Raw genomic sequence first — 13,041 nt, forward strand, 5'->3', positions numbered from 1 at the left:
CCCGGTCGGGAAGGCTCAGAACCAGCCATGGCACAAGGCTCTTCGAAGGAGATGGGCCGACAGGAGAGGACAACGCTGCCCGAGCGGCAGGCCCGCCCACGGGAAGTCGTCGGTCTGCACCGAGCACCACCGCTTGTGACCTGTTCCTTTCAGAGTACGACGGGCGGGGCGTACCGCCCAGCCACGCGGCCTCGGGGCGACAGTCTTCCCGCGAACGAGGGATGCGCGTGCCGACGGCCGTGCGCCCCTTGCCCGAGCGCGAGAACGCCCCTCCGGCGAAGGAGGTTCCCTGGAGCTTGACTGAGCGGACCGGGCGGCGCAACAGGGCTCCGGGACACCGTGACCGGACTGTCATGGATCGATGACGATCCGTTGCGGGCCGGTCACCGGGCAGTGAGGCGGCCCGGACCGCCACCCGCCCCCGGGGCCATGCCGGGCCCGGCGGGGCCGAACCGCCCCGGCACCCCGTTTCAGCCAATACGTACGGGTTCGCGACGGTGCCCGGCATTTGCCAGCTGCATAGGCGGGGCCGCTGGCACCATGCTCGGCATGCCCCTGCTCCTGCTCGACCTCGACAACACGCTGCTCCCCAGGGACGCCGCATTCCGGGCCTGGGCTCAGGATTTCCTGCTCGAACGGGCCCTGCCGCCCGCCGACGTCGAGTGGCTCGCCACCATCGACGGCGGCGGCTACGTGCCGCGCAGCACCGTACTGTCCGCCGCCCGCCGCCGCTACGGCCTGGACGAGTCGCTCGACCGGCTGCTCGCGCACTACCGGCGCGGCATCAACGCCCACATCCACTGCCCGGCGCGCAACCTCGACGCGTTGCGGGCCGCGCGCGCCGCCGGGTGGACGCTCGGCATCGTCAGCAACGGCAACACCGGGCCCCAGCTGGAGAAGATCCGGCGGACCGGCCTCGGGCCGATGGTCGACGGCTGGGTGATCTCCGAGGAGGCCGACTGCCTCAAGCCGGACCCGCTGATCTTCGAGATCGCGGCGCAGCGGTGCGGCGTCGCGCCGACCGGGGACTGGGCCTCGCGGACCTGGATGGTCGGGGACCACGCCCCCGCGGACATCGCCGGCGCCGAACTGGCCGGGCTGCGGAGTGTCTGGCTGCACCACGGCCGCCCCTGGGCCGAGCCCGGCTACCGGCCCACCCTCAAGGCGGCCGGTCTGCCGGAGGCTGTCGGGCAGGTGCTGTCCGCCCGCGGTGCCCCGTCGCCCCGACCCGGGGTGCGCGCCGGGGCAACGGGTGCGCGACGCGGGCCCGTCACAAGCAGCCCCGCCGTGAGCACACCTGCCGCGAACACATCTGCCGCGAGCGCACCGGTGGCGAGCGGAGCGCGGGCCGGGGCGGTGGTGGAGCCGACTGCGGCGGCGCAGAGCGGCGCGCACCACGGCGTGCGTTTCCTGTCGTCCGCCCCGGACGGCGGGCGTGCGCCTTCTGTCGCGCACGCCGACGGCAGTGCCCCGTCCGCCGCGGAGGCCGGATCCGCTGTCCGAAACCGGCCCGGCGGGTTTGCCCGGCTGCCCGGCGGCGGCCCCGGGGCGGCGCCGCCGGTCCCGCTCCCGGTCCGGCTGTCGCCGGCATCACCGTCGACGCCGGCTCCGGACGACTCGGCGCCGAGTCCGGCCCGCGCCGGGTAGCGGATCGCGATCCGGGCCCGCGCCCGGGAATGCGCCCGCCGGACCACCCGCCCACCGTCGGCCGCCGCCCCGCCGACCGATCCACCGCTCCCGACCGGCCCAAGGAAGGGCAACCTCACCCTCCGTCAGTAGTTGATCCGAAAACGATCGAGGACCCGGCACGGGCGCGGGGGGCCGCACCCGTGCCGGCCGGGCCGTCCGCCACCTTCCGGCCCGGCCGGGGCCGACCGGATCCCGCCCGCAGGCCACCCCGCCAGTAGCGGGATCGACACCGTCAGTTCCGGTTCCCGTACGGCCGGTTCGTGCACAGGTCGGTCTGCCCGGCCCCACCCGGCGCCGCAGGCCGGCCTCCGTACGGGCATCACGGCCGGTCCGGCGGCCGCACGGCCGCGCCATCGTTGGCCGGTTCGAGCCGGCGGCGATCTCCGCAGGAGATCGGTGACATGACGTCACCAGTTCCCGGTTTGCGGCCCAGGCACTGGCCGGATGAAGCCTGGGAGGCGCATGCTCCGAAGCTGTGCGCCCCGCCTGTGCACCGCCTATTTTCGGTCAATCTCGCCCGGGTCCCCTGCCCTTGGGCAAATCCGCAGCCCAGGCGCACCGGCCGGGCACGTCGGAGCCGGACGCCCCAGGACACGTCCCGCGACAACCAGCCACCGTTGCACCGACCCCCTTCCCAGAAGGGTCGACGGGTGCCACGCTTCGTGATCGAATGCATCACGCCAAATTGCCATGTCGACATAGCGTCGGATGGTGAACTTGTCACAACGGCAACGGTCCACCCGATAGATTCGATCTTGGCCAGCAGTGCCGCATCACCACACCACACCACCGAGGGGGCTTGAGCGCCTTGAGCAGGGTGAGCAGGAGCGACGCGGGTCCTGACAGCGGCCAGCCCGTGGCCGGCATCGCGGGTCGTTCCGCGAGAGGCACCGGCTCCCCGGCCTCCACCGCCAACACCCGTCACTCCGGCACCGCCTCGTACCCCTCCTATTCCCCTGCGGCCCCGACAGCCCCGGGCGCACCGTCCGCACCAGGTGTCACACCCGGTCCGGGCGCACCGTCGGGCACGGGCTCCCCGTCCTTCCCGGTCACCCCGGAGCACGGCGGACGCCCCGTCAGTCGATCGAACGTCAGCCACGGGGGCGGGTACGGCGCGGGTCCGGACGGCCGAGTCGGGGCGTCGGTTACCGGCCATTCCGGGAGCCAGGGCGGGCACCAGAGCGGTCAGCAGAACGGTCAGCAGAACGGCCACCCGGGCAACGGGTACGGCCACCCCGGCAACGGGCACCCGGGCGGCCACGGCGGCCCGGAGAGCGGCTTCGCGGCCTTCGCCGCGACGGGGGCGCCCGGCGCGGGCCTCGGCGCGGTCGCCCACGGCATGGTCGGGGCGGCGGCCTCCACCGGCCCGCTCGGCCTCGGCGCGGCCGGACACGGCGGCACCGGACACAGCGGCGCCGGACACGGCCACAGCGGCCACGGAGGCTCCGCGGCCGGTCTCAACGGCTCCTCGACACCCGCGATGGCCGCCTCGCCGCGCAAGCTCTCCGGCCGTCGCCGCCGGGAGACCGTCGCCGTCCTGATCTTCGGCGGCGCGCCGATCTTCGAGAGCTCGATCCCGCTCTCGGTCTTCGGCGTCGACCGCCAGGACGCCGGGGTGCCCCGGTACCGCCTGCTGGTCTGCGCCGGTGAGGAGGGCCCGCTCGCCACCACCGGCGGCCTCACCCTCTCGGCCCCCTACGGGCTGGAGGCGCTCGCCCGGGCGGGCACGATCGTCGTACCGGCCTGGCGCTCGATCTCGCAGCCGCCGCCGGTCGAGGCGATCACCGCGCTGCGCAAGGCGCACCACGAGGGCGCCCGGATCATCGGCCTGTGCACCGGCGCGTTCGTCCTGGCCGCCGCCGGACTGCTGGACGGCCGCCCGGCGACGACGCACTGGATGTACGCGCCGACCCTGGCCAAGCGCTACCCCCGGGTGCACGTGGACCCGCGCGAGCTGTTCGTCGACGACGGTGACGTGCTGACCTCGGCCGGCACCGCCGCCGGGATCGACCTCTGCCTGCACGTGGTGCGCAGCGACCACGGCGCCGAGGCGGCCAACGCGCTCGCCCGCCGCCTGGTGGTGCCGAGCCGGCGCAGCGGCGGAGGACAGGCCCAGTACATCGATCAGTCTTTACCGGAGGAGATCGGCAACGATCCCCTGGCCGAGGTGGTCACCTGGGCGCTGGAGAACCTCAACCAGCAGTTCGACGTCGAGGTGCTGGCGGCCCGCGCCTACATGAGCCGGCGGACCTTCGACCGGCGGTTCCGGACGCTGACCGGCAGTGCCCCGCTGCAGTGGCTGATCACCCAGCGGGTGCTGCAGGCGCAGCGGCTGCTGGAGACCTCGGAACTGTCGGTGGACGATGTCGCGCGCCGTTGCGGCTTCCGTTCGCCGGTGGCGCTGCGCGGGCACTTCCGCCGTCAGCTCGGGGTCTCGCCGGCCGCGTACCGGACGAGCTACCGGGCCCGGCGGCCCGGCGTGTCCGCCCAGGTCTCCGCCGTGTCGGCGGGCGGTGACCTCCGGTCCACCGGCGCGATCGCCTCGCCCGCCTCGGCGGCCGCCCTCGGCGGGACGGTACCGGGTCAGCTCGGCGGGCACCCGGCGCTCGGCGGCCACGGCCTGCCGGGCGGGCACGGAGCGGTCCCGGCCCCGGGCTTCCCGGGCGGGCCGGGTGCCGCCGCGCACCCGGGCCAGCACGGGCAGCCGTCCGGGCCGGGCGTCCACGCGCGGGCCGGGCAGCCGTACCCGCAGCAGGCGGCCGGGCACCAGGCGCACCCCGGGCAGCCGGGGACCGGCCGCGGTCCGGCGCGGCCGCCGATCGTCCCGGCCCAGCCGGGGCCCGGCGCGGGCCGGCCGCCCCGGACGGCGGAGCACGCCGCCGCCGAGGACGGGCACCCCCAGCCGGGGGCGCGCGGCCAGGGCCAGGGACACCGGAGCGCGGCCGAGCGACCGCAGGAGGACTCCGCGGCGGGTGCCGCCGGCCGGGTGCACGGTGCGCCCGGCGGGCGTCTGCCGGCTGTCGCCCCGGGCTCGGCGGCGGAGGCGCGGGCCCGGCAGGCCCGGGCGGGTCAGCTGCGTCCGCAGGGCGCCCGGAGCGCCGCGGCCGAGGCCCGGGAACCCCGCGAGGCACGGTCCGCGCGGGACGCCCGCCCGGCGCACCCCGGCGGCCATCCCGTCCGGGACGCCAGGGAGGTCCGGGAGGGCAGGGAGACCCGCGAGGTCCGGGAGGCGGACGGCCGCACGCCGGACGAGCACGGTTCCGAGGGCTACGCCCCGGCGCCCCGCTCGGCTCCTTCGGTGCCCGCGGCGCGTGATCGCGCCGTAGGGTGAGTGGCGTGAATGACCGTTTGGTATGGATCGACTGTGAAATGACAGGTCTCGACCTCGACCGGGATGCCCTGGTCGAGGTCGCGGCACTGGTGACGGACTCCGAGCTGAACATCCTCGGCGAGGGTGTGGACGTCATCGTCCGCCCGCCGGCGGAGGCGCTGGCCAACATGCCCGACGTGGTGCGGGCGATGCACACCTCGTCCGGGCTGCTGGACGAGCTGGAGCACGGTGTCACCCTGACCGAGGCGGAGGCGCTGGTGCTCGCCTATGTGCGCGAGCACGCGCCGGAGGCCGGGCGCACCCCGTTGTGCGGGAACTCGGTGGCCACCGACCGGGGCTTCCTGAGCCGGGACATGCCGGCCCTGGAGGGCCACCTGCACTACCGGATCGTGGACGTCTCCTCGATCAAGGAGCTGGCCCGCCGCTGGTACCCGAAGGCGTACTACAACAGCCCGCGGAAGGGCGGGAACCACCGCGCGCTCGCCGACATCCGCGAGAGCATCGACGAACTGCGCTACTACCGCGAGGCGGTGTTCGTGGCCCAGCCCGGTCCGGACACCGACACCGCGCGCGCGATCGCCGAGAAGTTCCAGCCCCCGGCGGGCTGACCCGCCGACCCACGCCCCGTTCCGGTCGGGCGTCCGGGCTCCGGACGCCCGACCGGAACGGGGCGGCGGAAACCCTGGCGCGAGCACCCTCTCGGATCCTGTAGAGTTCTTCTTGTCGGAACGGGAACGCCGAAGGGCGGGAACGGTCCGGACTGATGGTGGGTGTAGCTCAGTTGGTAGAGCACCTGGTTGTGGTCCAGGTGGCCGCGGGTTCAAGTCCCGTCACTCACCCCATGACCCCGAGGGTCGGTCTCGTCAAGAGGCCGACCCTCGGGGCTTTTTCGCGTTCCCTCACCTTCACGCCCCCTTCACCTCCGCGCTCCCTCACCTCCGCGCTCCCCGCGCCCCCGCTCCGGCGGCGCGGGGGCGAGGGCGCTGCGACGCGGGCCGCACCGTGGTCCGCGTCTCATCTTTTTCCCCGGTCACAGCCCTGCCGCCGAAAGCTACCGACTAGTAACGTTGCTGCCATGACGACACCTTCGATCGGCCAGCTGCTCGACTCCACCGTGCCGATGGCGCGGACCCTCAAGCTGGAGTACCTGGAGACCTCTCCCGAGCGCGCCGTGCTCCGGCTGCCGGACCAGCCCGAGTACCACAACCACGTGGGCGGCCCCCACGCCGGCGCGATGTTCACCCTCGCCGAGTCAGCCAGCGGCTGCATCGTCCTGGCCGCGTTCGGCGACCAGCTCTCGCGCGCGGTGCCGCTCGCGGTGAGTGCCGAGATCGCCTACAAGAAGCTCGCCATGGGTGTTGTCACGGCCACCGCGGTGCTCGGCCGGCCGGCCGCCGAGATCGTCGCCGAGCTGGACAAGGGCGAGCGCCCCGAGTTCCCGGTGACCGTCGAGATCACCCGTGCCGACGGCGCCGTGACCGGCGTCATGACGGTGGTCTGGACGCTGCGCCCGAACTCCTGAGCACCGGCGACCGCCCGGCCGCCGGGACGGGAGCGGCGGAGCCGTCGTACGGCGGCACGCGCGAATCGCGTGGATCGCACGGATCACGATGACTGACCGTGACGGCGCGGCCGTGACCTCACGGCCCGCCCGCTCGTTCTCGATTCACGTGCGAGCCAATCACGCGACCAGTGGCCCGGAACCCGCCCGACGGACCGTCGGCGGCAGGTGGCGTCCGGCCGGGTGGCGTGCGGCCCGGCGGTGGCTGCCCGGCCCCCGGGCCGTCGCGGCCGGCGGGGCACTCCTCGCTCAGCTCTGGGGTTTCGGCGCCCCCGCCGCCTGCGCGGCCGACACCGAGGCACCCCCGGGACCGGCCAGCCGGTCCGTCGGCCGGGCCCTGGCCGGCGGCGCGGCGCCGGCCGGGCACCCGGGCGGAGCCCTGGGCGGTGGCTCCCCCACCGGGACCGCCGTCGGCCGGACGACGGCACCCGCCGCCCGCGCCCCGGCCGCCGCACCCGTCCCCTCGCCGTCCCCCTCCCCCGAAGCCGGCCCGCCGTCCGGGCCCGACCTGCCGGGACAGGACCCGCCCGCCGGGCTGCTCGACCGGATCACCGGCCCCGTCCCCACGAACGCGCCCGGAGCGGGCACCGCGACCGTCGGCGCCGTCCCGGAACTGGACGGCGCGACCGCCGTCGTCGGTAGCGTGCTGCAGGACCGGATCCGGGCCGGCGGGCTCCCCCTGCCGGGACAACGGGCCGCTCTGCCCGACGCGTTCGCGATCGCCTCCGGACTGCTGGACACCGCGCCCGCCGCCTCCCGCCCGGCCGGGGCGGGCACGCCCCGGGGCGAGTCGGCCGACGGACCGGCGGGCGGTTCCGCCCGCACCGGCGGGAGTGCCGGGGCCGCCCGGCCCGGCGGCGACCAGCGCCACCCCGCGGCCCCGCCCCCGGCCCCCGCCACGTCGGACCGGCCGCAGCGGTCGGCCCCCGCACGCCCCGACGCCGCCGGTGCCGCCCCGACGGCCGGGCCCGTTCCCGGCCGACCCGTGACCGAGGGCCCGGCGTGGGTGGCGCCGGAGGCCGCCCGGACCACCACCGCGACGGCCGCCGTCACCGTCGCCCACGACACCGCGGGCACCGCGACCGCCGTCCTCGCCCCGATCGCGGCCGGGCTGGCCCTGACCGGGGCCGCGATGTACAAGCACCGGGGCCTGCCGAGGGGGCACTGAGCACCGCCTCCCGACGCGACCCTCGAAGCACCCGCGCCCGAAGCGTCCGCGCGGGAATCCCCCCGCACCCGCACCCCCCGTGCCCGAGGCCCCCGTGCCCGTCGACGGTCGACGGTCGTCAGCGGTCGGTGGACGGCCCGGGCAGGTGCAGGGTGAGGACCGGCAGTTCCCGGCCGGGGATGGAGCCGGACGCGACGGTGCCGGTGCGGACGGCGCCCACGGCCAGGTAGAACGGCTCGGCGTGCGGGTCGGACTCGACGACGATCCTGGTGAAGCCCAGGGCGGCGGCCTCCGCGCACAGGTGCTCCACCAGGCGGCGGCCGATCCCCCGGCCGACCGCGTCCGGTTCGACGAAGAGCATGTCCATCTCGCCCTCCGGCGGCGCCCCGGTGAGGGTGACGAAGCCCAGCACCCGGCCGTCGTCCTCGGCGACCGTCGTGCGGTCGGCCTCGATCCGCCCGGGCTCCAGCGTGAGTTCGGCCCGGCACGCCTCCATGAAGGCTGCGTCGTAGCCGAGATGGGCCTTCGATCGCAGGGCCAGGGCACTGAGTGCCGCCGCCTCGCTCGGCCGGGCCGGTCGGATCGGCATGACGTGCGCCCCTCCTGGGTCGGGTCGGCCCGGTCGGGTCCCCGCCGCGCCGGCCCCATTGTCGGCGGCCACCCGGCGCAACAGCCAATCGGGCGTCAAGTCGCCTGACCCCGAGGCCGGTCGGGCATCGGTTCGGTCGAACGCGGGGCCGACCGAACACCCGCCGGACCACCGCCCCGCGGAAGCACCGCCCCCCCCGCCGGACCACCGCCCCGCCGGACGCGTGGGCCCGGCGGGCCCGTTCGGACGGCGCCGCCACGACTACCGGAAGACGCCGGGGGGCGGGGCCGGGGACGGAGCGGCGGCGGCGTCGGTCACCGGGGTCGCCCCGGCGGCGAAGTCGGCGAGGGCGCGGCCGTGTTCGACCCGGCCGAGGGCCGCGTCGGAGGCCACCCGGCGGGTGAGGTCGGCCAGCGGGAGCGGGGTGTGCGCTGCGGCCAGGATCAGATTGCCGAACCGCTTGCCGCGCAGCACCGCCGGGTCGGCCACCAGGCAGAGTTCGGGGAAGACCGCGCCCAGGGTGGCCACTTGGGAGCGGGCGAAGGCCAGTGTCGAGCCGTCGGCGATGTTGGCGGCGTACCAGCCGCCGGTCGCCAGGGCCCGCGCGGCCAGTGCGGTGAACTCGACGGTGGTGCAGTGGGCGGGCACCCGGGCGCCGGAGAAGACGTCGGCGATCACCAGGTCCACGCTGCCCTCGGGGGTGCGCTCCAGGACGGCGCGGGCGTCGGCCCCGCGCACCTTGACCTGCCAGCCGCGCTCCAGCGGGAGTTCGGTGCGGACCAGGTCGGTGAGCGCGGTGTCGATCTCGGCGACCTGCTGGCGCGAGCGCGGGCGGGTGGCGGCGACGTAGCGGGCCAGGGTGAGGGCACCGCCGCCGAGGTGGAGGACGGTGAGCGGACGGCCGGGCGGGGCGACCAGGTCGACCAGGTGGCCGAGCCGGCGCTGGTACTCGAAGCCCAGGTGGGTCGGGTCGGCGAGGTCCACCAGGGACTGCGGCGCGCCGTCGACCAGCAGCGACCAGGCGGCGGGGCGGTCGCGGTCCGGGCGGAGTTCGGCGAGGCCGGAGTCGACGGCCCGGGTGAGCGGACCCTGCGCGTGGGTACGGCCCCCGGGGCCGGTGGCGGCCGGGTCGTCCGCGGCGGCGGTGCGGCCCCGGTCGGTGGTGCGGCCGTCTCGGTTGCTTCGTCCCATACCGGCCATTATCGCCGCTCCGGTGGTCCGGCCCGGGGCGGCGGCGGCCTCAGAACGGACCGAGGCCGCCCGCGGTGAGGGTGCAGGCGGCCTCGCAGAGCGCCGAGCGGAGGACCCAGGCGTCGGTGGGGCGGACGGCGCAGTCGGCACCGGACGGGGGCATCACCCAGCGCGGGTCGGTGGCGGGCGGCAGTTGGGCGCCGGCGGTACAGGAGCTGCCGGGCAGGTGCCAGGTCGCCGAGGTGCCGGCCGGGACGAGGAAGGAGACGGTGGCGCCGTTGCGGCTCTGCAGCACGGCACCGCAGGCCCGCCGCAGCCGCAGGATGTCGACCGCCTCCAGTCCGTGCCGCAGGGCGACGGTCACGGTGTCGTGGGCGGCGGCCGGGGCGCGGTCGCGGTCGGCGGCCGGGCGGCGGGAGGGTGCGCCGCCGGACGGCGGCCGGGAGGGGCCACGGTCGTCGGCGGACTCGGGCAGCAGGGCGGGGGCGGCGGCGGCCGGCATCCCGCCGGCGACCAGGCGGCGGTAGTGCGGTACTCCAGTGGCGGGCATGGGCCCTCCTGTCACCTCGTCGGGGGTGGAAGCCGCGCCGCCCGGCGTGGGGGTGCCGCTGGGGCTGCCGCGGCGGGGGTGCGGCAGGAACGGCGGAGGGGCTTCTACGTAACAGCACAACGCCGGTCGGCCCCCCGAGGCCACGGGGCGCCTTACAGCAAGGCATGGCATTTCATGGCGGATCCCGGCAACTACGCCCGTTTTGCCCGGTATTGATGGCACATCATCCGTCGACGCACTGTGGCCGACCGGTGACTCCCGGTACTGTCGGTGCCGCGCCCGGCGGTCCGTCGGGCCCCAGCGGACCCACTCGTGGCCGGGCGCCCCCGCCGCCCCACCGCCGCCCGACCCCGGCACCACCACCCGCAGCACCCCGGCACCACCACGCACCACCACGGAGCGCACCATGGCAGCCACCCCACCGGCCGAGCCGAACCGCCCGTCGCCCAACACCGTGATGCGCGCCCTGCGCGGCGACCGTTCGCCGGGCGAGTTCGCCCTGGCCGTGCGCCGGGCGGCCCGTGAGATCGGCGAGCACGTCTCGTGCGACGCCCGATACATCGGGCGGGTCGAGTCCGGTGAGATCCGCTGCCCCAACTACGCCTACGAGCGGGTGTTCCGGCACATGTGGCCGGACCGGCCGCTCACCGAACTGGGCTTCGCCCCTCGTATCGCCGTCCGGCGCCGCTCGACGGACGGCGGCACGGGGGACGGGGCCGGGGTCGTCCCCGGACCGCGCTCCGGTCCGCCCCCCGGACGGCACCCGGGCGCCGCCGGCCCGGACGGCGGACCGCCGTCCCCGCTCCATCCCCCGTTCCCGCCCCTGCCCGCCCCCAGATCTCCGCTCTCCACCCAACTCCCGTACGCTGCATGGCCGTACGCGGAACCGCCCCCACCGGAGGGGCTCCCGGTGCCGAGGTTCGCGACGGCGCCCCGGGGGCCCGCCGAACCGCACCATCCCGACGAGGAGAACGACGACGTGCGTCGCCGTACGTTCCTGGCCGGCGGCCCCGCCGCGCTGGCCACCGTGATCGGCATCGACCGGCCCGCCCCGGCCGCCGCGGCCGACGCCCCCCGCACGGCGGCCGCCCGCCCCTGGCCGCCCGCCCGCCCCGGACCGGGCGACGACTTCGTGCCGGGCCGGCCCGGAGCCGTCCCGCCGCCCCGCAAGGTCGGCGCGGCCGAGGTGTTCGGCGTCGAGCAGGCCGTCCGGGAGATCCGGCTGGCCGACGACGCCCACGGCGCCGACGCGCTGTTCGAGCAGGCGGGCCGCTCGCTGCGGTCCGCCTACGTCCTCCTCGACGCGTGCGAGTACTCCACCGAGACCGAGCGCAGGCTCCAGGCCGGCGCGGGCGAACTGGCCGTCTCGGTCGGCTGGTTGGCCCACGACTCGAACCGGCTCGCGGACGCCCGCTCGTACTACGCCGAGGCGCTGGCCACCGCGCGGATGGCCGGGGACGCCGCGCTGGAGGCCCATGTCTTCTGCAACAGCGCCTTCCTCGCCCGCGACGCCGGGCGGCCCCGGGAGGCGCTGCGGGCCGCCCAGGCCGGACAGTCCGCCGCCCGGGAGCTCCACTCGGACCGGCTGTTCGCCCTGCTCGCGATGCGCGAGGCCGGCGGCTGGGCGCTGCTCCAGGACCGCGCCGCCTGCGAGCGGGCGGTCGCCCGGGCCTGCCGGTACTTCGACCGGGGCCCCTCCGGGAACGACCCGGAGTGGATGTCGTTCTTCGGCGAGGCCGAACTCGCCGGACTGCAGGCCCAGTGCTGGTCCGCCCTCGGGGACTGGGAGCGGGCGAGCGAGCGCGCCGGGCTGGCGATAGCGCTCCAGAAGCCGCACTTCGTCCGCAACCGGGTGCTGTACACCGCCGAACTCGCCCACGACCGGCTCGGCCGCGGCGACCTGGCCGGCGCGGCCGAGCACGGATCGGCCGCCGTGAAGCTGTTCGACGACGTGCGCTCGGCGCGGATCCGGTCGATGCTCGCGGACACCGCGCAGCGGCTGCGCCAGCACCGGCGGGTGCCGGAGGTCGGGCGCTTCCTGGCCGCGTACGGCGCGGCGACGGCCGCCGCCTGAGCCACGGCCCGCCCGGCCCACCCGAACCTCCGTGCCGCCGACCCCCGGCCCGGGACCTGGCCCCCGGTCAGGACCTGTGCGTGAGGGTCTCCAGGTGACCCTGGTCGTTCCAGAGCTCGACCGCCGGCGCGCCGTACTCCCAGGAGAGGATGCAGAGCGCGGCCGTGCCGAGCTTGAACCGCTGCGCGAACTCGGGCGGCAGGCCCAGCCAGCGAGCGGTCAGGATGCGCAGCAGGTGGCCGTGGGCGAAGAGCACCACGTCGCGGTCGGCGCAGTGCATGACGGTGGTGTCCGGCTCCGGCACGCCGTGCTCGGTGTTGAGGTCGGCGAGGAGGGCGTCGACCCGGGCCGCGACGTCGGAGAGCTTCTCGCCGCCGGGCACGCCGTCGCGCCAGATCAGCCAGCCGGGGTGGTCGGCGGCGCGGATGTCGGCGCCGGTGCGGCCCTCGTAGCTGCCGTAGTCCCACTCCATGAGCTCGGGACGTTCGACGGCCCGGTCGCCGAGGCCCGCCAGCGCGCAGGTCTCCTTGGCGCGGTCGAGCGGGCTGGTGAACACGAGGGCGTCGGGCAGGCCGTTCCAGGGCTCGGCCGCGAGGCGGACGCCGAGCGCCCGGGCCATCGCGCGGCCGTCCTCGGTCAGCGGGATGTCGGTGCGGCCGGTGTGGCGGCCGGTCGCCGACCACTCGGTCTCACCGTGGCGGACCAGCAGGATTCGGGCGGGCATGGCAGGCTCCTCGCGATCGGGGCGGGTGTCGACGGTCGGCCTCGCCATCGAGCACCGGACTCCATGATCCCCCACCCGCGGAGCGCCCACGATCCCGGCCTCCGGCTCCCGCTCCACCGGGCCGCGAGGGCCGGTCGGCCGAGGGCGGCGCCCGGTCCGGCGCG

9 protein-coding genes, 1 tRNA gene and 1 pseudogene are annotated in these 13,041 nt (G+C 76.4%); 7 read left to right on the forward strand and 4 right to left on the reverse strand.

The genetic code is table 11. From position 1 onward, the window contains the following. Positions 1-549: 549 nt before the first annotated feature. The 6 genes and pseudogenes from ACIQ9P_RS24350 to ACIQ9P_RS24375 all read left to right on the forward strand — a co-directional run bounded on the left by ACIQ9P_RS24350 (position 550) and on the right by ACIQ9P_RS24375 (position 7,749). The gene (locus ACIQ9P_RS24350) at positions 550-1,647 is read left to right on the forward strand and encodes an HAD-IA family hydrolase (RefSeq protein ID WP_402359836.1); all 1,098 of its coding nucleotides are present in this window, start codon (positions 550-552) and stop codon (positions 1,645-1,647) included. 1,522 nt (positions 1,648-3,169) lie between these two features. After that, positions 3,170-4,378: pseudogene (locus ACIQ9P_RS24355) on the forward strand (helix-turn-helix domain-containing protein); the annotation flags it as partial. Positions 4,379-5,025: 647 nt separating this feature from the next. Continuing rightward, a complete protein-coding gene (orn, locus tag ACIQ9P_RS24360) occupies positions 5,026-5,628 on the forward strand; it encodes an oligoribonuclease (RefSeq protein ID WP_402359839.1) in 603 nt (200 codons plus the stop codon). A gap of 158 nt (positions 5,629-5,786) precedes the next feature. Beyond that, a tRNA-His gene (locus tag ACIQ9P_RS24365) sits at positions 5,787-5,862 on the forward strand. A gap of 233 nt (positions 5,863-6,095) precedes the next feature. Next, positions 6,096-6,542, forward strand: a complete 447-nt coding sequence (locus tag ACIQ9P_RS24370; RefSeq protein WP_320436388.1) for a DUF4442 domain-containing protein — start codon at positions 6,096-6,098, stop codon at positions 6,540-6,542. A 148-nt stretch (positions 6,543-6,690) separates the two neighbouring features. After that, complete coding sequence (locus ACIQ9P_RS24375) at positions 6,691-7,749, forward strand: hypothetical protein (RefSeq protein WP_402359842.1); 1,059 nt, start codon at positions 6,691-6,693, stop codon at positions 7,747-7,749. Between the two features lie 118 nt (positions 7,750-7,867). Here ACIQ9P_RS24375 and ACIQ9P_RS24380 read toward each other — a convergent pair whose 3' ends face one another. The 3 genes from ACIQ9P_RS24380 to ACIQ9P_RS24390 all read right to left on the reverse strand — a co-directional run bounded on the left by ACIQ9P_RS24380 (position 7,868) and on the right by ACIQ9P_RS24390 (position 10,079). After that, positions 7,868-8,338: a GNAT family N-acetyltransferase gene (locus ACIQ9P_RS24380; RefSeq protein WP_402359845.1), complete on the reverse strand. Its 471-nt coding sequence runs from the start codon at positions 8,336-8,338 to the stop codon at positions 7,868-7,870. A gap of 261 nt (positions 8,339-8,599) precedes the next feature. Continuing rightward, positions 8,600-9,538: a spermidine synthase gene (locus tag ACIQ9P_RS24385; protein ID WP_402359848.1), complete on the reverse strand. Its 939-nt coding sequence runs from the start codon at positions 9,536-9,538 to the stop codon at positions 8,600-8,602. A gap of 40 nt (positions 9,539-9,578) precedes the next feature. Continuing rightward, a complete protein-coding gene (locus ACIQ9P_RS24390) occupies positions 9,579-10,079 on the reverse strand; it encodes a hypothetical protein (protein ID WP_402359851.1) in 501 nt (166 codons plus the stop codon). Positions 10,080-10,485: 406 nt separating this feature from the next. On the opposite strand from ACIQ9P_RS24390, the gene ACIQ9P_RS24395 reads away from it, so the two are divergent. Beyond that, positions 10,486-12,153: a tetratricopeptide repeat protein gene (locus tag ACIQ9P_RS24395; RefSeq protein ID WP_402359854.1), complete on the forward strand. Its 1,668-nt coding sequence runs from the start codon at positions 10,486-10,488 to the stop codon at positions 12,151-12,153. A 67-nt stretch (positions 12,154-12,220) separates the two neighbouring features. Here ACIQ9P_RS24395 and ACIQ9P_RS24400 read toward each other — a convergent pair whose 3' ends face one another. Beyond that, complete coding sequence (locus ACIQ9P_RS24400; protein ID WP_402359857.1) at positions 12,221-12,877, reverse strand: histidine phosphatase family protein; 657 nt, start codon at positions 12,875-12,877, stop codon at positions 12,221-12,223. Positions 12,878-13,041: the final 164 nt, after the last annotated feature.

The sequence above is a fragment of the Kitasatospora sp. NPDC094019 genome (genome assembly GCF_044764505.1).
In the GTDB taxonomy this organism is placed as follows: Bacteria; Actinomycetota; Actinomycetes; order Streptomycetales; family Streptomycetaceae; genus Kitasatospora.

Coding starts and splice junctions, on each gene's coding strand:
- ACIQ9P_RS24350 (WP_402359836.1), top strand. CDS start 550: ATGCCCCTGCTCCTGCTCGACCTCGACAACACGCTGCTCCCCAGGGAC.
- ACIQ9P_RS24370 (WP_320436388.1), top strand. CDS start 6,096: ATGACGACACCTTCGATCGGCCAGCTGCTCGACTCCACCGTGCCGATG.
- ACIQ9P_RS24380 (WP_402359845.1), bottom strand. CDS start 8,338: ATGCCGATCCGACCGGCCCGGCCGAGCGAGGCGGCGGCACTCAGTGCC.
- ACIQ9P_RS24385 (WP_402359848.1), bottom strand. CDS start 9,538: ATGGCCGGTATGGGACGAAGCAACCGAGACGGCCGCACCACCGACCGG.
- ACIQ9P_RS24390 (WP_402359851.1), bottom strand. CDS start 10,079: ATGCCCGCCACTGGAGTACCGCACTACCGCCGCCTGGTCGCCGGCGGG.
- ACIQ9P_RS24395 (WP_402359854.1), top strand. CDS start 10,486: ATGGCAGCCACCCCACCGGCCGAGCCGAACCGCCCGTCGCCCAACACC.
- ACIQ9P_RS24400 (WP_402359857.1), bottom strand. CDS start 12,877: ATGCCCGCCCGAATCCTGCTGGTCCGCCACGGTGAGACCGAGTGGTCG.